The following is a 20,281-nucleotide window of genomic DNA, read 5'->3' as shown; positions in this document are numbered from 1 at the left end:
TCCGTAAATCCCGCAGGACGGCGCGTCCATTTCCTAACGTTTTTAAACAACCTCATCGACCGGCATTTTTCAGCTATACCCAATGGCGAATCGACTGACATCCCCGTCCAGTCCCCTCGCCTATGGAGCCTTCCCATGCCCCTCGTTCGCGTCGACATCAAGAAAAACCCGGATCCGACGTTCGCCAAACGCATTGGCGAAGTGATCTACGCCGCCCTGCGCAGCGAGATCAATGTGCCGGAACACGACAATTTCCAGGTGCTGGCCGAGCACGACGACCAACATTTCGTCTATGACACGCAATACCTGGGGATCCAGCGCAGCGACGGCATCGTGTTCATCCAGTTGACCATCAGCGAAGGCCGCACCGTGGAGATGAAACAACGGTTGTTCCAGACCATCGCGCGCAATCTGAATCAGCAACTGGCCGTGCGTCAGGAGGACGTGTTCATCAACCTGGTGGAAGTGAAAAAAGAGAACTGGTCGTTCGGCAACGGCATCGCCCAGTACGTGACCTGATCCTGTGACCACCAGCGCCGACATCACCTGACGAAGCACCCGCGCGATCCCTGTATCAGCTCCTACACTGCCTGATGCGGGGCCGCGCCAGCCGTTGCCAAACCGCTCTGGAATCAGCACTCTGAATCGACTTTTGCGCCCGAAGACCGACGATCACAGGAGCCGAGCAATGCCCGCCACCGTTCTGGTACTGGTTGAAACCATCAATGACTATTTGCCGATTCTCGAACGTCAGGGATTTCACCTGATTCTCGCGCCGACTCCTGCCGAACGCGCGCAAGCCATCGCCACTCACGGGGCACGGATCGACGCGGTGCTGACCCGTGGCCCGCTGGGTTTGTACGCGGAAGAAATCGCCGCATTGCCCGCGCTGAAAATCATCTGCGTGATCGGCGCCGGTTACGAGCAGGTCGATCTGCAAGCCGCCAGTGACCGTGGGCTGATCGTGACCAACGGCGCCGGCGTCAACGCGTCATCGGTGGCCGACCACGCCATGGCCATGCTGTTGGCGCTGGTGCGGGACATTCCGCGCTGCGATGCGGCAGTACGTCGGGGCGAGTGGCCGAAAATCATGCGCCCGTCGCTGGCCGGCAAGCGCCTGGGAATTCTCGGCCTGGGCGCGGTGGGGATGGCGATTGCCAAGCGCGCCGGTCTGGGCTTTGACATGGAGATCAGCTACCACAACCGTCAGGTGCGCAGCGACGTGCCTTACGCGTTCTGCTCGACCCCGACCGAACTGGCCCGGGCCTCGGACTTTCTGGTGGTCGCCACGCCTGGCGGCATCGGCAGCCAGCATCTGGTGACCCGTCCGGTGCTCGATGCCTTGGGGCCCAACGGCTTTATCGTCAACATTGCCCGCGCCAGCGTGATCGCCACCGCCGACCTGATCAGCGCGCTGGAACAGCGTCGAATCGCCGGCGCAGCGCTGGATGTGTTCGATCACGAGCCGCAAGTGCCCGATGCGCTGAAGAGCCTGAGCAATGTACTTCTGACCCCGCACGTCGCCGGGCTGTCACCGGAAGCCACCCAGGGCACCGTTGAGCTGGTGGGCAAGAATCTGGTGGCGTTCTTCTCCGGCCAACCGGTGCTGACACCGCTCCAGTTGCCGCCAAAGCTGAACAACCAGCGCGTGCACTAAAGCACGCCGGGCAGAGTCCACAGACGCCGGGCTTCGGCGTCTGCCGAAATCATCCCGGACGTGCCGGCGTCGGGCTGCGGCACGCCACGTCCATTTCCAAAGTTGATTACCGTCCAACACGCTAACCTATAAGACCGAGCCGCGCTTGTGACGACCCGAGCGCGCCATTAGATTAGCCAATGATGTCTGGCCTCCAAAATAAGCAGAAGGGATAAGCATGGCGCTTACTGACCAGTCCACCCGTATCCGCTCTGGCGAAGAACTCGATGCCAGCCTGATCGATCCGTACCTCAAGGCGCACATTCCGGGCCTGACCGGCACGCCCCGGATCAGCCAGTTTCCCGGCGGCGCGTCGAACCTGACCTACCTGCTTGAATACCCGGACCAGGAGTTCGTCCTGCGCCGTCCACCGTTCGGCCACAAGGCCAAGTCCGCCCACGACATGGGCCGCGAATTCCGCATTCTCAACCAGTTGCGCGACGGCTTCCCGTATTGCCCGAAAGCCTACGTGCACTGCACCGACGATTCGGTGATCGGCGCCGAGTTCTACGTGATGGAACGGGTCAAGGGGATCATCCTGCGCTCCGACCTGCCGCCGGAACTGGGCCTGGACTCAGCCAAAACCGAAGCCCTGTGCAAGAGCTTCATCGACCGTTTCGTCGAGCTGCACCGGGTCGATTACAACGCCTGCGGCCTCGGCGACCTCGGTAAGCCTGAAGGCTATGTCGCCCGCCAGATCAAGGGCTGGAGCGAGCGCTACGAAAAAGCCCTGACCCCGGACGCACCGCACTGGGAACAGGTCAAAGCCTGGCTCAACGACAAAATGCCGGCCGACCACCCGACCTCCAGCATCGTGCACAACGACTACCGCTTCGACAACGTCATCCTCGACCCGAACAACCCGATGCAGATCATCGGCGTGCTGGACTGGGAGCTGACCACCCTCGGCGATCCGCTGATGGACCTGGGCAACACCCTCGCCTACTGGATCCAGGCCGACGACCCGGCGCCGGTGCAACTGATGCGCCGCCAGCCAAGCCACGCACCGGGCATGCTCACCCGCCGCGAATTCGTCGACTACTACGCCGAACGCTCGGGCATCCAGATCAATAATTTCGACTTCTACTACACCTACGGCCTGTTCCGCCTGGCCGGCATCGTGCAGCAGATCTACTACCGCTTCTTCCATGGCCAGACCCAGGACAAACGCTTCGCGCAGTTCATTCACATGAACAAACTGCTGGAGCAGATGAGCCTGCAGGTCATTGCCAAATCCAGCCTCTGATGACGGCGTTATAACAAGGCTTACTACAAGGGAATCCCATGTCCAAGACTCAGTTGTTCGACCTCGACGGCAAGATCGCTTTCGTCTCCGGCGCCAGCCGCGGCATCGGTGAAGCCATCGCCAAACTGCTGGCCCAGCAAGGCGCCCACGTCATCGTTTCGAGCCGTAAACTCGAAGGCTGCCAACACGTGGCCGACGCCATCATCGCCGCTGGCGGCAAAGCCACAGCGGTCGCCTGCCATATCGGCGAAATGGAACAGATCAGCCAGGTCTTCGCCGGGATCAAGGAACAGTTCGGCCGTCTGGACATCCTGGTCAACAACGCCGCGACCAACCCGCAATTCTGCAACGTGCTGGACACCGACCTCGGCGCCTTCCAGAAAACCGTCGACGTGAACATCCGTGGCTACTTCTTCATGTCGGTGGAAGCCGGCAAGCTGATGCGCGAAAACGGCGGCGGCAGCATCATCAACGTGGCCTCGATCAACGGCATTTCGCCGGGGATCTTCCAGGGCATCTACTCGGTAACCAAGGCCGCGGTGATCAACATGACCAAAGTCTTCGCCAAGGAATGCGCGCAATTCGGCATCCGCTGCAACGCCCTGCTGCCGGGCCTTACCGACACCAAATTCGCTTCGGCCCTGGTGAAGAACGACGCGATCCTGAAGCAAGCGCTGACGCAGATCCCGCTCAAGCGCGTAGCCGACCCGAGCGAAATGGCCGGCGCCGTGCTGTACTTGGCGAGCGATGCGTCGAGCTACACCACCGGCGTGTCGCTGAATGTGGACGGTGGTTTCCTGTCCTGATCCGCCGCTGACGCAAGCGAAAAGGCAGCCCAAGGGCTGCCTTTTTCATGCTTCCAGGACCTTCGGCAACTGCCAGCCCAAATGCACCGACAACAACCGCAGCAACAAACATGCCGCGCCTGCCAGCAACGCGGCCGCCACAGGCGAAACGCCCAGCCTGCGCCCGACGATCAACACCGCCGCACCGACAAAAGCCGAACTGGCATACAAGTCCGCCTGCAACACCAGCGGCACCCGCGCCAGCACGATGTCACGCAGCACCCCGCCACCGACACCAGTAATCGTGCCCATCAACATGGCCACAAACGGCGAAATCCCGAAATTCAACGCCTTCTGTGCCCCGGCCACTGCAAACAGCGCCAACCCCGCCGCATCCAGCACGATCAAGGTCGAACCGGACCAGCCCAGCACCCGCTCATGAAAAACAAACGCCACCCCGCCCATGGCAAACGCCAGCGCGGGATAACGCCAGTCAGCCACAGCCTTGGGCGGCGTAGCGCCGATCAACAGGTCACGGGTCACCCCGCCGCCCAGTGCAACGATGAACGCAATCACCATCACCCCGAGCAGATCGAGTCGAGCGTGCATCGCCGCAATGGCGCCTTCAACGGCAAACACGGCGGTGCCGACCAGATCGGCCACCAGCACAATCCGCTCGACCCGCGCCTTCGATGGCGCCAGGGCTATTGAGTGACGCAACGGGTCTTGGTGATGTGTCGGGTCACTTGCCCGTCGGCATACGCATCACCGGCAACCTCGGTATTTTCCATGACCTGACAAGTGCGCTCCGGTGGCGGAGGCGGCGCTGCCGGCGGAGGGGGTGGAGGACTGGCACAGCCGCTCAGCAGCACCAGACCGAAAGCCGACAACAGCGAAGAACACACGCGTTTCCCAGGATTTTTCATAGGATGACCCGCGATGAATGGAAGACAAACTCCCGTCGCCGAGCGTGCAAATACCCGGTTATGGAAACCGAACCACTCATTCCTTATAGACCAGTGGGGGGTGAGTGCCAGTGAAATGGGGAGAACAGGTGATATTTACTGTCGATTTTCGGGATGAGTAGCTATCAATTCAATGAGTCGACCGATCGGCCGCCCCCGCTGACAAACCAGTACCCACAGGTGACCGTCAGATTGGGACGCAGAGCCAAAGCGAGGTACCGAACGTCAGGGCACAAACCTTCTGGTTCCTGTTGGCTGGGCCGGCATTAACGGATATTCACCCAAAAAAACCATGAACCTGGTCGGCCCGGAGGCCGCCACGCTCACCCCGGAGAGCGCAAGGAATTACTCTCAAGTTCATACCGCAATTCATCAATCAAGGCCTCCACCGCTTCCGGCGTGCGCAAGGCATCTAGGCTCAATCCGCTGATGACCAGATCAACCTCCCCGGAAACCCGGTGATACAGCTTCACCGTCAGTGAATGATCCCCATCCACCACGCACTCGCAGGCCAACGGCGAAAAACTGCGCTCAAGCTGAGCCCGCAACTGTGCCAGATACATCACCGCGCGTGCTCCGGAAGACGGCGCGCTACGCCCGGTTCAATGACAAGCAATACATTCATGGGGCTGATCCTTGAGTTACGACGAAAGGGACACGATCACGAAAACGCATCGCATGTCGCCAGACTAAGAACAGCCCGCCTCACCAGACACCCTAATTTGCACCTCATTGACTAGTGCATTTGCACCTTATCGTTGCCCCTTGCCGCCGCCCGAGAACAGTCCGCGCTCGCGAGCCCAGACAATCGCCTCACTGCGACTGTGCACGTCGAGTTTGGAATACACCGTCGCCACATGATTGCGCACGGTGTTCGGCGCCAGCTTCAACCGGGCCGCAATCTCCTTGTCCGCCAGCCCTTCACAGATCAGCCCCAGCACGTCTCGCTCGCGAGCCGTCAGGTCGGTAAACGACACACTTGGAAGTTGCGGCGAATTGACCTTCTTCACATTGGCCAGTTTTTCGATCAGCGTACGGCTGAACCACGACGCATCCTTCATCACCTCTTCAATCGCCGCCACCAGTTCAAGCTCGGTACGCTTGCGCTCGGTAATGTCCATCAGCACCAGCAGATAGCACACCGTGTCCTGAATGTTGACGGTGTCAGCGGACACTGCACACTCCAGCAGCTCGGCGTCTTTCCTGCGGATCCGCATGTCGACACGATCGACCCGGCCGGTCTTCTCCAGCGCCGCCAGCAAGCGCGAGCGTTCCGCCGGTTCATCGATGAAGTTCAGTTGCGCGATGGTGTTGCCCAGCACTTCGTCGCTGTCGTAAGCCAGGGTATCGAGGAAGGCTTGATTGACATCGATCAACCGCTGTTCGTCGGCGCTGCAAATCAAAATCGGCACCGGGGTCAGGCGAAAGGCCTTGGCGAACCGCTCCTCACTCTGACGCAGGGCGACCTCGGCCTTGTGTCGCAGCTCCATGTCGACGAACGAAAACAGCATGCAGTCTTCGTCGTTGAGCACCAGCGGCTGGCCGGCGACGATCACCTGCTTGCTGCCGCCATCCGGCAGACGCAACTCAGCCTGCATCTGCGGAATGGTCGCGACATCACGCAGTCGCTGGATCGCCAGATCCTTGCGCTCGGCCTGTTCGAGAATGTCCAGCTCATAAGTGGAAGCGCCGATCACCTGATCGCGGGTGTAACCGGTCATCTCCAGGAAGCCCGGATTGACCTTGATGTAACGCAGGTCACTGAGACGGCAGATCACCGCGGGCGCCGGGTTGGCATTGAAGGTTTTTTCGAAGCGCTGTTCGGCGTTGGCCCAATCGGTGACGTCGCTCATGATCAGCACCAGCGATTCGATGTCGCCGTCTCGATCGGTCAGCACCATGCTGCGCACGCTGTGCACCCAGGTGCGTTCCTCGTCACTGTTCGGGGTGACTTCGACCAGCACGTCGCTGAAGGTTTCGCCGGCGGCCACTCGGCTGATCGGGTACTGCTCCGGTGTCAGCGTGTGGTTGTTGCGATAACGCAGGTTGAAGCGCTCGGCATATTCCCCGGCATTGTTGCCCAACTCGCCGATGCGACTGACGCCATGCATCGCCAGCGCGGCTTCGTTGGCCCAGAGAATGGTCTGATCGAGTTCCAGCAGAATCACTCCGTCGGACAGACCGGCAATGATCTGCTGCAACTGACGGCGATTGGTTTCGGTGGTCAGGACGTCCCGGCTCATTGGCTCTCCACAAGTGAACGCATGTGAAGATTACGACCGCTGGCCGTTGTGATCGTGCCGGGCAATTTTGCCCCTGATTACCGAGAGTTGTGATCCACCAGCTCGCGCAGCGTATCGAGAAACAGCTTGAGCACCGGCGAGGCATCGTCGGCCCGATACGTTGCATACAACGGCACTTGCGGCAGCGCCGGCGTGAGGCGTCGAAACACCAGCCCGGCCGGGGCCAGTTGCTCGATGGAGGCTGGCAACAGTGCCACGCCAAACCCGGCACGGACCAGACTGAGCAAGGTCTGCACCTCGATCACCTGCTGGCGGATCTGCGGGGTGAACCCGGCCTGAATGCAGCACTGATAGAGAAAATTGGCGAACCGCGACTGCTTCAGTTCCAGCGCAACGAACGGTTCCTGCGCCAGATCTGCCGGCGCCAGCACTTCACGCCGCGCCAGCGGATGATCCTGCGGCATCACCACATGGATCGGCTCATGGATCAGCAATTCATTGCGTAATTGCGGGTCGTCATAACCCACGCGGAACACGCAGGCGTCGATGCGTTTTTCCTTCAACGCCTTGACCTGAGCCGCCGGGGTCATCTCATGCAAACGCCAGGTCACCTGCGGATAGCGCTCGCGAAACAGGTGCAGGGCCTTGGGCAGCACGCCGACCATCACCGAGCTGATCATGCCGATCTCCAGCTCGCCGAGTTGCCCGCGTCCGGTCTGGCGGGTCAGGTCCAGCGCCCGTTCGAGTTGCTCGAACACCAGCGGCGCCTGCTCCTTGAGCATCTGCCCCGCCGCCGTCAGCTCGACCCGGTGATGGCTGCGCTCGAACAGCGGCGTGCCGAGTTCTTCCTCCAGCAAGCGGATCTGCTGGCTCAACGGCGGCTGGCAGATGTGCAGGCGTTCGGCGGCGCGGCCGAAATGCAACTCATCGGCCAGGGCCATGAAGTACCGCAGCAAACGCAGGTCCATGGCGGCTTACCCCAGGTTCAGTGGCGTGGAACGCTGACGCACCCCGGTCAGGCTGAACAGCGCATTGGCAATCGCCGGGACCACCGACGGGCTGCCCAGTTCTCCCACGCCGCCCGGTTTATCCGACTGACCATCGAGCACAAGGATGTCCACCGGTGGCATGTCGGACATGCGTGTGACGCGATAGTCATGGAAGTTGCTCTGCACCACCCGGCCCTGTTGGATGTCGAGGCGATCGAACAATGCGTGGCCGAGGCCCCACATCAGTCCGCCATAAATCTGCTCCTCGACCCCGCCGGGCGACACCGCCAGACCGCAATCGACCACACAGGTCAGCTTTTCGACCCGGGCCTTGCCGTCCACCTTCGCGACCCGCGCCACCACGGCGATGAAACTGGTGTAGCCCTGATTGGTGGCGATCCCCAGCGCCGTGTCCGGCGGCAGTTTCTGACCCCAACCGGCGCGTTCGGCGGCCTGCTTCAACACCGCCACATGCCGTGGCCGCTCCTGCATGTTGGCCAGTCTGAACGCCAGCGGATCCTCTCCGGCGGCATGGGCCAGTTCATCCATGAAGCTTTCCACGGCGAACACGTTGGGAATGAAGCTCACCGAGCGATACCAACCGCTGGGCACGTTGCTTTCGTGTTTGACCCAGTTCAGTTCCAGGTGCGGCGGGCGGTAGGCAAAGTCCCACGCGGTGATCGCCTCGGTGGTGCTGTAATCCATGTGATCCGGGCGCTCGAAATAGCCCGGTTCCCACTGTTCCGGCGAGGCTGGCGACACTGCATGCAGTTGCAGCGCCGCGAGTTTGCCTTGGGCATCCAGTGCGCCTTTCGCCCGATGAAGCGTGGCCGGGTGATTGAACAGCGCTTGCATTTCGTCTTCGCGGCTGTTGAGCAGTTTCACCGGCACGCCGGTCTGCTGCGCCAGATACGCGACTTCGAACAGCCAGTATTTGGCTTCCCGCGCACCGAAGCTGCCGCCGGACACCAGCTCATGAATGGTGACCTTGTCCTTGCCGATGCCGCACACGGTCTGCGCCGCTTCCAGTGCCGACGACGGCACCTGCACGCCGCCCCAATAGGTGATCGCCTTGTCCTTGACCTGCGCGGTGATGCAGATCGGCTCCAGCGGGTTTTGCACCTTGTAGGGCATCGTGTAATCGGCTTCGAGCAGCTTCGCCGCGCCCGACCATTGCCCGGCGACATCGCCCTGGGCCATGGCTTTGACGGTTTGCGTCACGGGATCACTGATGGCTGCGATCTGCGCCTTGACCAGCTCGGTGCTGTTGAAACCGGCCAGCGGGGAATCGCTCCATTTGATCTCCAGCAACTTGCGCCCCTGCTGCGCGGCCCAGAAAGTTTCGGCCAGCACCGCGACGCCTTCGAGGTTGCCGCCGAGCACGTCCGGGCGGCCCGGAATCGCGATCACCTTGCGCACGCCCGGCACTTGCAACGTGGCCGCCGAATCCACTGCGACAACCTTCGCGCCCACCACCGGCGCACGCTGAATTACCGCCACCAGCATTCCCGGCAACTGCACATCGATGCTGTACCTGAAGCGCCCGCAAACCTTGGCCGCCGCATCGCGTTTGTGGCGCAATTTGCCGATGTACTTGAACTGCGCCGGATCCTTCAGCGTGACGTTGGCCGGCGCCGGCAGATGCGCTGCCGCAGCGGCCAGCTCGCCGTAGCCGAGGCTGCGTTTGCTCGAAGCATGAACGACCCGGCCCTCTTCGGTGGAGCAGCTGTCAGGGCTGACCTTCCATTGCTGCGCCGCCGCACTGATCAGCAGCGCCCGCGCCGTGGCACCGGCCATGCGCAGACGATCGTATTCCAGCGACACACTGGTGCTGCCACCGGTTGAGAAAACTTTCCAGACCGGATGAATGTAGGTTTCAAAAAACGGATCTTCCGGGGTGATGACCTGCACCGTCATCGGGTTCACGTCCAGTTCCTCGGCGACACACGCGGCCAGCGCGGTCTGGGTCCCGGTGCCGGAATCGTGCTTGTGCACCACCAGCTTCACCGTGCCGTCGGGCAGCACCCGCACCCAGGCGTTGGGTTCGAATTCGGTGGCCGAGGTTTTCACTTCAGTCACCGCCGCACCGGAAGGCAAATACAACGCAACCGCCATACCGGACGCCACCGTCACCGCCTGCTTGAGAAATACCCGGCGCGAGGGTTCATCAACGTTGCCGTGGATGAGGCTCATCACGCCTCCTTCGGCGCATTCGCCGCACGTTTGATCGCTTTGTTGATCCGCCCGTAAGTGCCGCAGCGGCAGATATTCCCGGACATGGCGTTGCGGATCGAGTCGTCGTTAATCGCTGCCCCAGTGTTGAGCAACGCGGCGGCGGACATGATCTGCCCGGATTGACAGTAGCCGCATTGCGGCACATCTTCGGCGACCCAGGCCAGTTGCAGCGGATGGTTTTCGCTGGGCGACAGGCCCTCGATGGTAGTGATGCTGTGGCCCGCGACGGCGGCCAGCGGCAACTGGCAGGAACGCACCGCGACGCCGTTCAAGTGCACGGTGCAGGCACCGCACAGGCCCATGCCGCAGCCGAACTTGGTGCCGGTGAGTTTCAACTGATCACGCAATACCCATAACAAGGGCATGGAGGGGGACGCTTCATCCAGCTCGCGTCGTTCGCCGTTAACCGTGAATGCAATCATTGTCAGGCTCCAGAAGAGCGGCCCGTCTTCGTGCGGGCCTGGTGATCGATTATTGGAAACCCTGGCAACGCGCGGCCAGCGACGATTTCTGCCAACCGGTGTAAGCAGGACTAACAACATGTACAAGCGATACCCGTCGGTGCAGTCCATGAGCGCGTTCATTCACGCGGCGCGCAGCGGCAGTTTTTCCAGCGCCGCGCGTAAGCTCGACCTGACCCACAGCGCGATCAGCCAGCAGATCCGCGCCCTGGAAGAGTTCATCGGCCAGCCGCTGTTCGTGCGCGAAGGCGGCGGCAGCAACCTGACCGACGCCGGGCAGCTGTTTGCCAGCGTGCTGTCGGATGGGCTGGCGCAGATTGATCGGGCGTTGTCTTCGGTCAAGAACCGCAGCGTGGCCCAGCGACTGACCCTCGACGTCGACAGCGAACTGGCGCAGAGCTGGCTCAATCCGCGCCTGCCGCAATTGCTCGACGGCTTGCCGGACTACGAAGTGACAATCCTGTCGATGCCGCGCAGTGATCGCAGCACGTTCGAACGGGTGGACCTGTCGCTGCGCTATGGCTATGGCGACTGGGAGGATTGCGAGATGACCCAGATCTGCGGGGATCGGGTGTTGGCGGTGGCGTCACCGGTGTTGCTTGAGCGACATGGTTTGCAGGTGCCGCTGAGCCCGGCGCAGATTCTTGAGTTGCCGTTGTTGGGGTATACGCGGCGGTCTTGGATTCCGTGGCTGGATGCGGCCGGGATGACGCCGACCGAACCGCCGGCGCGGGTGATTTTTGATAATGCGGCGAATCTGATTGCGGCTGCGGAGGCCGGTGTCGGTGCCGGGCTGGTGCGTGGGTTATTGGCTGCCGATGCGTTGCGCAGCGGACGGCTGGTGGCGTTGAACGAGGCGCAGATTGCGGCGCATTACAACCTGTATGCGGTGTGGCCCCATGGGCAGGCCGAGCGGGTGGCGCCGGTGGTTGATGCGATCAAACAGCTGGCTTTGCATACACAATTCTGACGTCTTCGCGAGCAAGCTCGCTCCCACGGGTGGCGGCATTCCAACGGGGTGAATGCGGTCAAATTGTGGGAGCGAGCTTGCTCGCGATGAGGCCATCACTATCACCACAAAAAACCAAAACCATATCGAACAAGTATCACCACCCCACCCAATTAATATTGTACGAACCCTCCCCCGCCTTCCAATACTCGCCTCAAGCAACCACCCACCCGGGCCGGATGCGAACAGGCGAGGGAATGCGCGATTGCCGCGCATAGAAACGGCCGATTGCCCGGGACGTGGATGCTGTGAGCCGCAAGGCTCCCTTCCCCGCTATCAGGAGATCGACTTCAATGATCATCGATATCAGCTGCTATCCCACGGATCTCGTGGACCTCGCCTGGAGGCATGACGGTGACCCGTTCACCGGCGAGCGTCTGCTGGAGATGATGGATGGCCCGTACATGGTCAACGGCAAACCTCGCCGCATCGACAAAGCCTTCATCCAGCCGCCGCAGGGCAACACCATTTACACCTGGACCGACGGCGAACTGTCGGGCCGCGAATCCATCGACGCCTACATGGCCTACACCCTGAAAATGGTCCAGACCTACCCGGACCGTTTCATCGGCTGCTTCGTGTACAACCCGCGCTGCGGCGTGGAGAACGGCGTCGAGGCGATCGAGCGCTACGTGAAAGAGCACGGTTTCAAGATGGTGCAGATGCAGGCCAACATGCACGCCTACCGTCCTGACCGTGCGCTGGACTGGGTGCGCCCGGCCTTCGAGAAATGCGCCGAGCTTGGCATTCCGGTCAAGCTGCACACCGGCGACGGGCCTTACAGCATCCCGTCGGAATGGGTGCCGATGATCAAGGAATTCCCCAACGTCGATTTCATCATGGCCCACTTCGGCGTACAGACCGGCGGCGTCTATGTGTTTGAACCGATGCAGTGGGCGATGGAGTTGCCCAACGTCTATTGCGAATCCGGCTGGTGCCTGCAATCGCGGATTGTCGAGTTCGCCAAAGTCCTGCCGCCCCACAAGATCCTGTTCGGCACCGACACCCCGCCGAACGAACCGGGCATGTGGCTGCGCCTGCTCGAAGTGCTCTGCCACGAGCCGCCGCAGGGCCTGAACCTCGACGAGGACACCCTCGAAGACTACCTGGGCAACAACACCGCACGGATGATCGGCCTCGAGCCGTCCCCGCCGCCGCGTTCCGTTTCCGAAGCAGAGGCGCAACTCAAGCGCCCCGTCACCACCCAACTGGCCAGGAGCTGAACCGATGATCATCGACACCCATCTGCACCCCACCAACCTGGTCGACGAGGCCTGGCGCCACACCGGCGAACCGTTCACCGGCGAGCGCATGCTCAAGCTCATGGACGGCCCGTACATGATCAACGGCAAGCCGCGCCGGATCGACATGGGTTTCATCCAGCCGCCACCGGGCAACACCGGTTATCGCGACGGCAACCGCCGTGGCCGCGAGGGTGTGCGTGACTACATGTCGTACGTCGCCGAGCTCTGCGTGAAGTACCCCGACCGCTTCATCGGCAACTTCAACTTCAACCCGCGCTGGGGACCGGAAAACGGTGCGGCGGAGCTGGAATTCCACATCAAGGAATACGGCTTCAAGATGCTCAAGCTGCACGCCAACATGCACGGCTATCGCCCGGATCGCGCACTCGACTGGCTGCGCCCGGCGATGAAAGTCTGCGCCAAGTACAACATCGTGGTGCTGATTCACACCGGCGACGGCCCGTACACCATTCCAACGATGTTCTACCCGATCATCCGCGAGTTCCCGATGGTCAATTTCATCATCGGTCACTTCGGCATCCAGACCGGTGGCAACTACTCGTTCGAGGCGTTCTGGATGGCGATGGACACGCCGAACGTGTACTGCGAGTCCGGCTGGTGCTTCCAGTCGCGGATCGTCGAGTTCGCCAAGGAACTGCCGCGCAACAAGATCGTGTTCGGCACCGACTCGCCGCCGAACGAGCCGGGCATGTGGCTGCGCGAGCTGGAAGTGTTGTGCTCGCCGGCGCCGCAAGGCCTGGGGATCGACGAGGATCACCTCGAGGATTACCTGGGCAACAACATCGCAAGGTTGTGCGGAATCGAACCGACCCCGCCGCCCAAAGACCTGGCCGAGGCGGACATTCGTCTGACCACGACCTACCTCTAAACCCAAAACCTGTGGGAGCGAGCTTGCTCGCGAAAGCAGTGTGTCATTCAACAATGACGGTGACTGAACTGACGCCATCGTCGGATCGCCGCCCGGACCAAGCTCGCTCCCACAGGGATCAGTGTCACAACAGTACACAGCGACTTTACAGGCGCGAAGATGACCCGGCGTTCGCTCGACCGGCAGGCCAACGGCTTGTCGATCGAACGCCGGCCTCACCCCTGCGCGCCTGCTTTTTACGAGGTGAAACCATGACCCGTTCGACGCTCGGCGACTCTCAGGACTTTCACGTATTCATCGACGCCTATCGCCGCCAGTACCCGGACGATGTGCTGACCATCACCCACCCTCTTTGCGCCGATCAGGACGTCACCGCCCTGGTCGATGCCCTTGCCGCCCAGGGTCGCGATCCACTGCTGATCTGCGAAAACGTCGGCAACCTCGGTGTGCCGGTGGCAACCAATCTGTTCGCCTCCCGCCGGCGTATCGCCCGACTGTTCGGCGTCGGCGCCGCGCAGTTACACGAAACCTTCCAGACCCGCGCCAACCAGCCGATCGCGCCGCGCTACGTCGAAACCGGCCCGGTACTCGACGAGGTCTTCGAAGGTGAAGCGCTGGACCTCGCACTGCTGCCGATGCTCAAGCATTTCGACAGTGATCGCGGCCCGTACATCACCAACGCCATCATCATCGCCGAGGACCCGCTCACCGGCATCGCCAACATGAGCTATCACCGCTCGATGCGCCACGCCCGTCAGGCATTGGCCACCAGCCTGCATTCGCGCGGGCATCTGTGGCGGATGTTGCAGACCGCCCGCGAACGTGGCGAAGAATTGCGCGTGGCCATGGTGGTCGGCGCGCACCCGCTGTTCATGCTCGCCGCCGCTGCCCGCCTGCCCTATGGCAGCGATGAACGCGCGGTGGCCGGCGGGCTTTTCGGTGCGCCGCTGGAACTGGTCAAGACCCCGCGCTACGGCATCGGCGTGCCGGCTTACGCCGAGTTCGTGCTCGAAGGCGCGATAGACCCGACGGCCTATGCCGAAGAAGGTCCGTTCGGCGAATTCAGCGGTTATTCCTCGGATCGCTCGACCAACAACGTGCTGCGCGTCGACACCCTGTTGCGGCGCAGGGACGCCTGGCTGGTGGACGTGATGGGCGGACGTTACGCCGAGCACCTGACGCTGGCGCGGCTGCCCCGTGAAGCGGAAATGAGCGAGAAGCTCAAGGCACGCTTTCCCGCCGTCACCGCCGTGCATTACCCGAACTCCGGCACGCATTTTCATTGCTACGTAGCGCTGGACCAGAGCCGCGACGGCGAGGCCCGGCAGATCATGCTGGCCCTGCTCGGCTGGGATCCGTATCTGAAAACCGTGATCGCGGTGGACAGCGATATCGACCTCACCGACGACAGCCAGGTGCTGTGGGCACTGGCCACGCACTTCCAGCCGCACCTCGACATCTTCACGATTGACGGTTTGCCCGGCAGCCCGCTGGACCCGTCATCCTCGGTCAATGGCACCACCTCGCGGATGGGCCTGGATGCCACGCGCGGCTCTGGGTTTGACGGGATCAAGGCGCAGCTCGATCAGGACGTGCTCGAACGCGCGCGGCAACTGCTCGACGGTCTGCCATCGTGAACCGTCAGCGGATGGTGGTCGGTATCAGCGGCGCGTCCGGCTTCATTTACGGCGTACGTCTGCTGGAGCTGCTGGCCGAGCTGAACATCGAAAGCCACCTGATCATCAGCCGCGCCGCGCTGCTGACCATGGCCCACGAAACCGACTACAAACTGGCGGACGTCATCGCCCTCGCCAGCCATTACCACCGCGCCGATGACGTCGCCGCCGGGATCGCCAGCGGTTCGTTCCGCTGCCTGGGCATGGTGGTTGCGCCGTGTTCCATGAGGACGCTGGCGGAGATCGCCACCGGCACGTCATCGGGTCTGATCGGCCGCGCCGCCGACGTCACCCTAAAGGAACGCCGCACTCTGGTACTGATGGCCCGCGAAACACCGCTGACCCTCGCGCACCTGCGCAACATGACTGCCGTCACCGAAATGGGCGGCATCATCGCCCCGCCGGTGCCGGCCTTCTACGCCCGCCCCGACAGCCTTGCGCAAATGGTCGATCACAGCCTCGGCCGCGTCCTCGACCTGTTCGGCCTCGATGCCGGCACCGCCCGCCGCTGGCGAGAACACACAGAACCCTGTGGGAGCGAGCTTGCTCGCGATGGCGGTCGATCAGTCGCCATCACCGCTAAATGACACACCGCTATCGCTAGCAAGCTAGCTCCCACAGTAAAGCGTCATCACTCAATTCATCGTGCACCGGTAATCACCAAGGAGCCTCACATGAACACCCCCTTCAACGCCCCGACCCCGAACACCAAAATCCCGGTCACCATCCTCACCGGGTTCCTCGGCGCCGGCAAAACCACCCTGCTCAATTACATCCTCAGGGAGAACCACGGCCGCAAGATCGCGGTGATCGAAAATGAGTTCGGCGAGGTCGGCATCGACGGCGATCTGGTGCTCAGCTCCGAGACCGAAGAGATCTACGAAATGGTCAACGGCTGTGTCTGCTGCACCGCCGAAGTCCGCGAAGACCTGGTGCGCATCGTCCGCGAACTGGTGGCGCGCCCGGTACGGCTCGACCATATCCTGATCGAGACCAGCGGCCTGGCCGACCCGTACCCGGTGGCCCAGAGTTTTTTTATCAACGACCCGATTGCCGAGGAAGTCGAACTCGACGCCATTGTGACCATGGTCGATGCCAAGCACATCGCCCAACACCTGGAAGACCTGCAACTGGACGGCGTCGACAATCAGGCGGTGGATCAGATCGTCTGCGCCGACCGTATCGTCATCAACAAGGTCGATCTGGTCAGTCCTCAAGAGGTGGAAACCCTGCGCGGCAAGATCCGTGGCTTGAACGCCACGGCGGATCTGGTGACCTCGACCCACGCGCAGATCGACCTGTCGAAAATCCTCGGTATCGGCGCCTTCGAATGCACGCAGAAGCTGATGGAAATCGGCGCGAATCAGCACGATCACGATCACCACGACCACCACGCTGAAGAGCCCGACCACGAACACGATCCGAGCGTGTCCTCGGTGGGCATCGCCGTGGATGGCGCCGTCAACCTGATGGCGTTCCACCGCTGGATCAGTGAGTTGCGCAACGCTCAGGCCGACAACCTGTACCGCATGAAAGGCGTGCTGGCGGTGGCCAACGAAGACCAGCGCTACGTGCTGCAAGGCGTGCACAGCCTGGTGGAGTTTCGCGCCTCGACCGCATGGGGCAGCGAGCCGCGCTCAAGCAAGATCGTGTTCATCGGCCGCGACCTGGATCGGGTGGCGCTGAACCAGGGCTTTGCCGCCTGCCTGGCCGGCTGAAGCCCGGCATCGGAACCGGTGGATGGCGGTTCCGGGCACACAGAACGAATGACTGATGCACGCGATGGGAATAACACAAAACCCTGTGGGAGCGAGCTTGCTCGCGAAGAGGTCGGCACACTCAACCCCTCAGTTGACTGACCTGCCGCTTTCGCAAGCAAGCTCACTCCCACAAGGTTCCACAGTGTTCTCGAGCCAAGCCGCATCAGACGAATACCCCTCTGTACCGAATAACAACAGCTAGAGGTGATTCCCCATGTCGTCAGCCAGTTCCTCCTCCACCGTCCACCCTGTCGACCGCGTCTTACCGGTGCGACAGATGCTCACCCTCGGCCTGCAGCACATGGCCGTCTCGTACATTGGCGCCATCGCCGTGCCGTTGATTGTCGCCAGTGCCCTGAAGATGTCCCACGCCGACACGGTGATACTGATCAGCACCACGCTGTTCTGCTCGGGCATCGCCACGCTGTTGCAGACCGTCGGTTTCTGGAAGTTCGGTGTACGCCTGCCGATTCTGCAAGGCGTGGCGTTCAGCAGCGTCGGCCCGGTGATCGCCATCGGCAGCAACCCGGAGGTGGGATTTGCCGGGGTCTGCGGGGCGGTGATCGGTGCGGGGATTTTCACCCTGCTGATGGCGCCGTTCGTGGGTCGCTTGCGACGCTTCTTTCCGCCGGTGGTGACTGGATGCATCGTCACGGTGATCGGCTTGCAACTGTTCCCGATTGCCTATGAATGGGTCGGCGGCGGGCGCAACGCGAGCAATTTCGGCGCGCCGGCGTTTCTCGCCGTGGCCGTGGTGGTGCTGCTGACCATCCTGCTGGTCAACCGTTATGGCAGCCCGTTGCTGCGCAACATGGCGGTGCTGGTGGGGATGTTGGTGGGCGCCGGTCTGGCTTACGGTCTGGGGATGGGCAACTTTCACAGCGTCGAAGACGCACCGTGGCTGACCGTGCCCTACCCGTTCTATTTCGGCCTGCCGACCTTCAGCCTGATACCCATCGCCACCATGGTCGTCGTGATGATCGTGCAGATGGTCGAGTCCATGGGGCTGTTTGTAGCCATCGGCGACATCGTCGACAAACCGGTAGACGACAGACAAGTAATCAACGGCCTGCGCGCCAATGGCCTGGCCAGCACCATCGCCGGGATGTTCGCCGCGTTCCCGTTCATCGCCTTCATGGAAAACGTCGGGCTGGTGATCCTGACCGGTGTACGCAGCCGCTGGGTGGTGGCGATCAGCGGTTTGCTGATGTGCTCGATTGCACTGGTGCCGAAAGCCGGGGCGATTATCGCCTCGATGCCGACCGCTGCGCTGGGTGGTGCCGGCATCGCCATGTTCGGCGTGGTCGCGGCGGCCGGCATCCAGACCCTGGCCAAAGTCGACTACGAGCGCAATCGCTACAACGTGCTGATCGTCGGTTTCACCATCGCCGCCGCTCTGGTGCCAGTGCTCGCCCCGACCCTGTTCAAACAACTGCCCGAGTGGTCACAGCCGTTCCTGCACAGCAGCGTGGTCATCGCCTGCCTGGTGTCGGTGCTGCTCAACGCGGCGCTCAACGGCGTCAGCGTGCCAGAAACCACACCCGGCAAATCCGCCTCGCATATCCTCTGACTGGAGCTGCCCATGACTCAACTTCAAAACATCCTGATCAAGCAACCGGTCGCGGTGATGAGCGGCCTGCGCGGCCCCCGCGCACGGGCCGGCGCCCTGGACATCCGCGTGGTCAATGGCCGGATCGCGGAAATGGCCGCCAACCTCGAGCCGCAACCTGGTGAACGAGTGATCGACGCGCGTAATTCGTTGGTCTATCCGGGCTGGATCAACACCCACCATCACCTGTTCCAGAACCTGCTCAAAGCCGTGCCCGAAGGCTTGAATCAGGACCTGCAAGGCTGGCTGGCGAGCGTGCCTTATCCGCGCCTGAACCGCTTCACTCCGCAACTGGCGCGGATCGCCGCACGGCTCGGGATGGTCGAGTTGCTGCTGTCTGGCGTCACCACCTGCGCCGATCACCACTACCTCTACCACGCCCACGGCAGCACCGAGACCGGCGACTTACTGTTCGACCTCGCCGAAGAGTTCGGCCTGCGTTTCGTGCTCTGCCGTGGCGGCGCACTGGAGTCCGCCAGCGCGCATCCGGGTTTCTCGAAAACCGCGCTGCAACCGGAATCCCTGGAGCAAATGGTCGGTGATATCGAACGGCTGAAATCACGCTACCACCAGGACACCCCGGATGCTCTGCGCCGGGTGGTCGTGGCGCCAACCACGCCGACCTTCTCGCTGCCGCCAACCCTGCTGCGCGAACTGGCGCATACCGCGCGAGGCATGGGACTGCGTCTGCACACGCACCTGTCGGAAACCCAGAACTACGTGAATTTCTGCCGCGACAAGTACAACTGCCTGCCGGTGGAATTCGTCGCCGAACACGAATGGCTCGGCCCGGACGTCTGGTTCGCCCACGCTGTACACCTGCAACCGGGGGAAATCCGCATGCTTGCCCAGACCGGCACCGGTGTCTCCCACTGCCCGGTGAGCAACGCACGGCTGGGCAGCGGCGTTGCGCCGATTCCGCAAATGTACGAGGCCGGCGTGCCGATCTCCCTCGGAGTCGACGGCGTCGCCTCCAACGAATCCGGGAGCATGGTCGGCGAAGCCAACACCGCATGGCTGATCCACCGCGCCGAGCAAGGCGCCTCGGCCACCACCGCCGAAGACGTGATCCACTGGGGTACGGCCGGCGGCGCACAAGTGCTCGGCCTCGGCGCGGTCGGTTCGCTGGAGGTTGGTCAAGCGGCTGATCTGGTGATCTACAGCCTCGACCATCCGCGCTTCTACGGTTTCCACGACAGCGCCGTCGCACCAGTCGTCGCGGGTGAGCCAATCGCTGTGAAATACAGCCTGGTGGGTGGGCGAATCGTCGTCGATAACGGCGTGATTCCGGGGCTGGATATCGAACGGATGCGGGCCGAGGCCTGGGAGGGTGTGCAGGCGATGATGAAGGCCGATGATTGATGCATGACCGATGGGAGCGGCGGTGCGACGATTCGCCTCGTCAGCTCCCACCGGCGGCATTAGCGCCCTGCGATTTTGTCGACTAAAGTCAGTACCTCATCGGATTGAGCCA

18 protein-coding genes are annotated in these 20,281 nt (G+C 62.3%); 12 read left to right on the top strand and 6 right to left on the bottom strand.

The window, feature by feature from the left end; genetic code table 11:
* Positions 1-135: 135 nt before the first annotated feature.
* From MKZ87_RS00325 to MKZ87_RS00310, 4 genes are all read left to right on the top strand, one after another.
* Positions 136-519, top strand: coding sequence for a tautomerase family protein (locus MKZ87_RS00325; protein ID WP_085698180.1), 384 nt, complete (start codon positions 136-138; stop codon positions 517-519).
* Positions 520-688: 169 nt separating this feature from the next.
* Positions 689-1,657 (top strand): 2-hydroxyacid dehydrogenase, encoded by a 969-nt coding sequence (locus MKZ87_RS00320; protein WP_266200047.1) that lies wholly within the window; start codon positions 689-691, stop codon positions 1,655-1,657.
* A 217-nt stretch (positions 1,658-1,874) separates the two neighbouring features.
* The gene (locus tag MKZ87_RS00315) at positions 1,875-2,942 is read left to right on the top strand and encodes a phosphotransferase family protein (protein ID WP_266200046.1); all 1,068 of its coding nucleotides are present in this window, start codon (positions 1,875-1,877) and stop codon (positions 2,940-2,942) included.
* A gap of 38 nt (positions 2,943-2,980) precedes the next feature.
* Positions 2,981-3,748 carry an SDR family oxidoreductase gene (locus MKZ87_RS00310; protein ID WP_085687598.1) on the top strand — a complete coding sequence of 256 codons (768 nt, stop codon included), beginning with the start codon at positions 2,981-2,983 and terminating at the stop codon, positions 3,746-3,748.
* A 45-nt stretch (positions 3,749-3,793) separates the two neighbouring features.
* Here MKZ87_RS00310 and MKZ87_RS00305 read toward each other — a convergent pair whose 3' ends face one another.
* The 6 genes from MKZ87_RS00305 to MKZ87_RS00280 form a co-directional block, all read right to left on the bottom strand.
* Positions 3,794-4,447: a trimeric intracellular cation channel family protein gene (locus MKZ87_RS00305; RefSeq protein WP_266200045.1), complete on the bottom strand. Its 654-nt coding sequence runs from the start codon at positions 4,445-4,447 to the stop codon at positions 3,794-3,796.
* 568 nt (positions 4,448-5,015) lie between these two features.
* A complete protein-coding gene (locus MKZ87_RS00300; RefSeq protein WP_085698176.1) occupies positions 5,016-5,258 on the bottom strand; it encodes a DUF1652 domain-containing protein in 243 nt (80 codons plus the stop codon).
* 186 nt (positions 5,259-5,444) lie between these two features.
* The gene (locus MKZ87_RS00295) at positions 5,445-6,935 is read right to left on the bottom strand and encodes a helix-turn-helix transcriptional regulator (protein ID WP_085698175.1); all 1,491 of its coding nucleotides are present in this window, start codon (positions 6,933-6,935) and stop codon (positions 5,445-5,447) included.
* A 77-nt stretch (positions 6,936-7,012) separates the two neighbouring features.
* On the bottom strand, positions 7,013-7,903 hold the full coding sequence (locus tag MKZ87_RS00290) for a LysR family transcriptional regulator (RefSeq protein WP_085698174.1): 891 nt from the start codon (positions 7,901-7,903) through the stop codon (positions 7,013-7,015).
* A gap of 6 nt (positions 7,904-7,909) precedes the next feature.
* On the bottom strand, positions 7,910-10,117 hold the full coding sequence (locus MKZ87_RS00285) for a xanthine dehydrogenase family protein molybdopterin-binding subunit (protein WP_266200044.1): 2,208 nt from the start codon (positions 10,115-10,117) through the stop codon (positions 7,910-7,912).
* A complete protein-coding gene (locus MKZ87_RS00280) occupies positions 10,117-10,581 on the bottom strand; it encodes a (2Fe-2S)-binding protein (protein WP_085698172.1) in 465 nt (154 codons plus the stop codon). Before MKZ87_RS00280 ends, MKZ87_RS00285 begins: the two co-directional genes overlap by 1 nt.
* Before the next feature lie 118 nt (positions 10,582-10,699).
* On the opposite strand from MKZ87_RS00280, the gene MKZ87_RS00275 reads away from it, so the two are divergent.
* From MKZ87_RS00275 to MKZ87_RS00240, 8 genes are all read left to right on the top strand, one after another.
* Positions 10,700-11,590 (top strand): LysR substrate-binding domain-containing protein, encoded by an 891-nt coding sequence (locus tag MKZ87_RS00275; protein WP_266200043.1) that lies wholly within the window; start codon positions 10,700-10,702, stop codon positions 11,588-11,590.
* A gap of 332 nt (positions 11,591-11,922) precedes the next feature.
* Positions 11,923-12,852: an amidohydrolase family protein gene (locus MKZ87_RS00270; RefSeq protein WP_085698170.1), complete on the top strand. Its 930-nt coding sequence runs from the start codon at positions 11,923-11,925 to the stop codon at positions 12,850-12,852.
* Between the two features lie 4 nt (positions 12,853-12,856).
* Entirely contained in the window at positions 12,857-13,762 is a 906-nt protein-coding gene (locus MKZ87_RS00265; protein WP_007952854.1) for an amidohydrolase family protein, read from the top strand.
* Positions 13,763-14,013: 251 nt separating this feature from the next.
* Positions 14,014-15,399 (top strand): UbiD family decarboxylase, encoded by a 1,386-nt coding sequence (locus tag MKZ87_RS00260; protein ID WP_085698169.1) that lies wholly within the window; start codon positions 14,014-14,016, stop codon positions 15,397-15,399.
* Positions 15,400-15,410: 11 nt separating this feature from the next.
* Positions 15,411-16,025 carry a UbiX family flavin prenyltransferase gene (locus MKZ87_RS00255; protein WP_266200270.1) on the top strand — a complete coding sequence of 205 codons (615 nt, stop codon included), beginning with the start codon at positions 15,411-15,413 and terminating at the stop codon, positions 16,023-16,025.
* A gap of 87 nt (positions 16,026-16,112) precedes the next feature.
* Positions 16,113-17,156, top strand: a complete 1,044-nt coding sequence (locus MKZ87_RS00250) for a CobW family GTP-binding protein (RefSeq protein WP_266200042.1) — start codon at positions 16,113-16,115, stop codon at positions 17,154-17,156.
* 256 nt (positions 17,157-17,412) lie between these two features.
* Entirely contained in the window at positions 17,413-18,768 is a 1,356-nt protein-coding gene (locus MKZ87_RS00245; protein WP_227232892.1) for a nucleobase:cation symporter-2 family protein, read from the top strand.
* A 12-nt stretch (positions 18,769-18,780) separates the two neighbouring features.
* Positions 18,781-20,169 (top strand): amidohydrolase family protein, encoded by a 1,389-nt coding sequence (locus MKZ87_RS00240; RefSeq protein ID WP_085698164.1) that lies wholly within the window; start codon positions 18,781-18,783, stop codon positions 20,167-20,169.
* Positions 20,170-20,281: the final 112 nt, after the last annotated feature.

Source organism: Pseudomonas sp. MCal1 (assembly GCF_026341415.1).
In the GTDB taxonomy this organism is placed as follows: Bacteria; Pseudomonadota; Gammaproteobacteria; order Pseudomonadales; family Pseudomonadaceae; genus Aquipseudomonas.
Note: the sequence above shows the minus strand (reverse complement) of the source record. Positions and strands in the feature narration are given on the sequence as shown.

What these genes read in the sequence shown, in the direction of transcription:
- MKZ87_RS00325 (WP_085698180.1), top strand. Translation starts at nt 136, where the DNA reads ATGCCCCTCGTTCGCGTCGACATCAAGAAAAACCCGGATCCGACGTTC.
- MKZ87_RS00320 (WP_266200047.1), top strand. Translation starts at nt 689, where the DNA reads ATGCCCGCCACCGTTCTGGTACTGGTTGAAACCATCAATGACTATTTG.
- MKZ87_RS00315 (WP_266200046.1), top strand. Translation starts at nt 1,875, where the DNA reads ATGGCGCTTACTGACCAGTCCACCCGTATCCGCTCTGGCGAAGAACTC.
- MKZ87_RS00310 (WP_085687598.1), top strand. Translation starts at nt 2,981, where the DNA reads ATGTCCAAGACTCAGTTGTTCGACCTCGACGGCAAGATCGCTTTCGTC.
- MKZ87_RS00295 (WP_085698175.1), bottom strand. Translation starts at nt 6,935, where the DNA reads ATGAGCCGGGACGTCCTGACCACCGAAACCAATCGCCGTCAGTTGCAG.
- MKZ87_RS00290 (WP_085698174.1), bottom strand. Translation starts at nt 7,903, where the DNA reads ATGGACCTGCGTTTGCTGCGGTACTTCATGGCCCTGGCCGATGAGTTG.
- MKZ87_RS00285 (WP_266200044.1), bottom strand. Translation starts at nt 10,117, where the DNA reads ATGAGCCTCATCCACGGCAACGTTGATGAACCCTCGCGCCGGGTATTT.
- MKZ87_RS00280 (WP_085698172.1), bottom strand. Translation starts at nt 10,581, where the DNA reads ATGATTGCATTCACGGTTAACGGCGAACGACGCGAGCTGGATGAAGCG.
- MKZ87_RS00275 (WP_266200043.1), top strand. Translation starts at nt 10,700, where the DNA reads ATGTACAAGCGATACCCGTCGGTGCAGTCCATGAGCGCGTTCATTCAC.
- MKZ87_RS00270 (WP_085698170.1), top strand. Translation starts at nt 11,923, where the DNA reads ATGATCATCGATATCAGCTGCTATCCCACGGATCTCGTGGACCTCGCC.
- MKZ87_RS00265 (WP_007952854.1), top strand. Translation starts at nt 12,857, where the DNA reads ATGATCATCGACACCCATCTGCACCCCACCAACCTGGTCGACGAGGCC.
- MKZ87_RS00260 (WP_085698169.1), top strand. Translation starts at nt 14,014, where the DNA reads ATGACCCGTTCGACGCTCGGCGACTCTCAGGACTTTCACGTATTCATC.
- MKZ87_RS00255 (WP_266200270.1), top strand. Translation starts at nt 15,411, where the DNA reads ATGGTGGTCGGTATCAGCGGCGCGTCCGGCTTCATTTACGGCGTACGT.
- MKZ87_RS00250 (WP_266200042.1), top strand. Translation starts at nt 16,113, where the DNA reads ATGAACACCCCCTTCAACGCCCCGACCCCGAACACCAAAATCCCGGTC.
- MKZ87_RS00245 (WP_227232892.1), top strand. Translation starts at nt 17,413, where the DNA reads ATGTCGTCAGCCAGTTCCTCCTCCACCGTCCACCCTGTCGACCGCGTC.
- MKZ87_RS00240 (WP_085698164.1), top strand. Translation starts at nt 18,781, where the DNA reads ATGACTCAACTTCAAAACATCCTGATCAAGCAACCGGTCGCGGTGATG.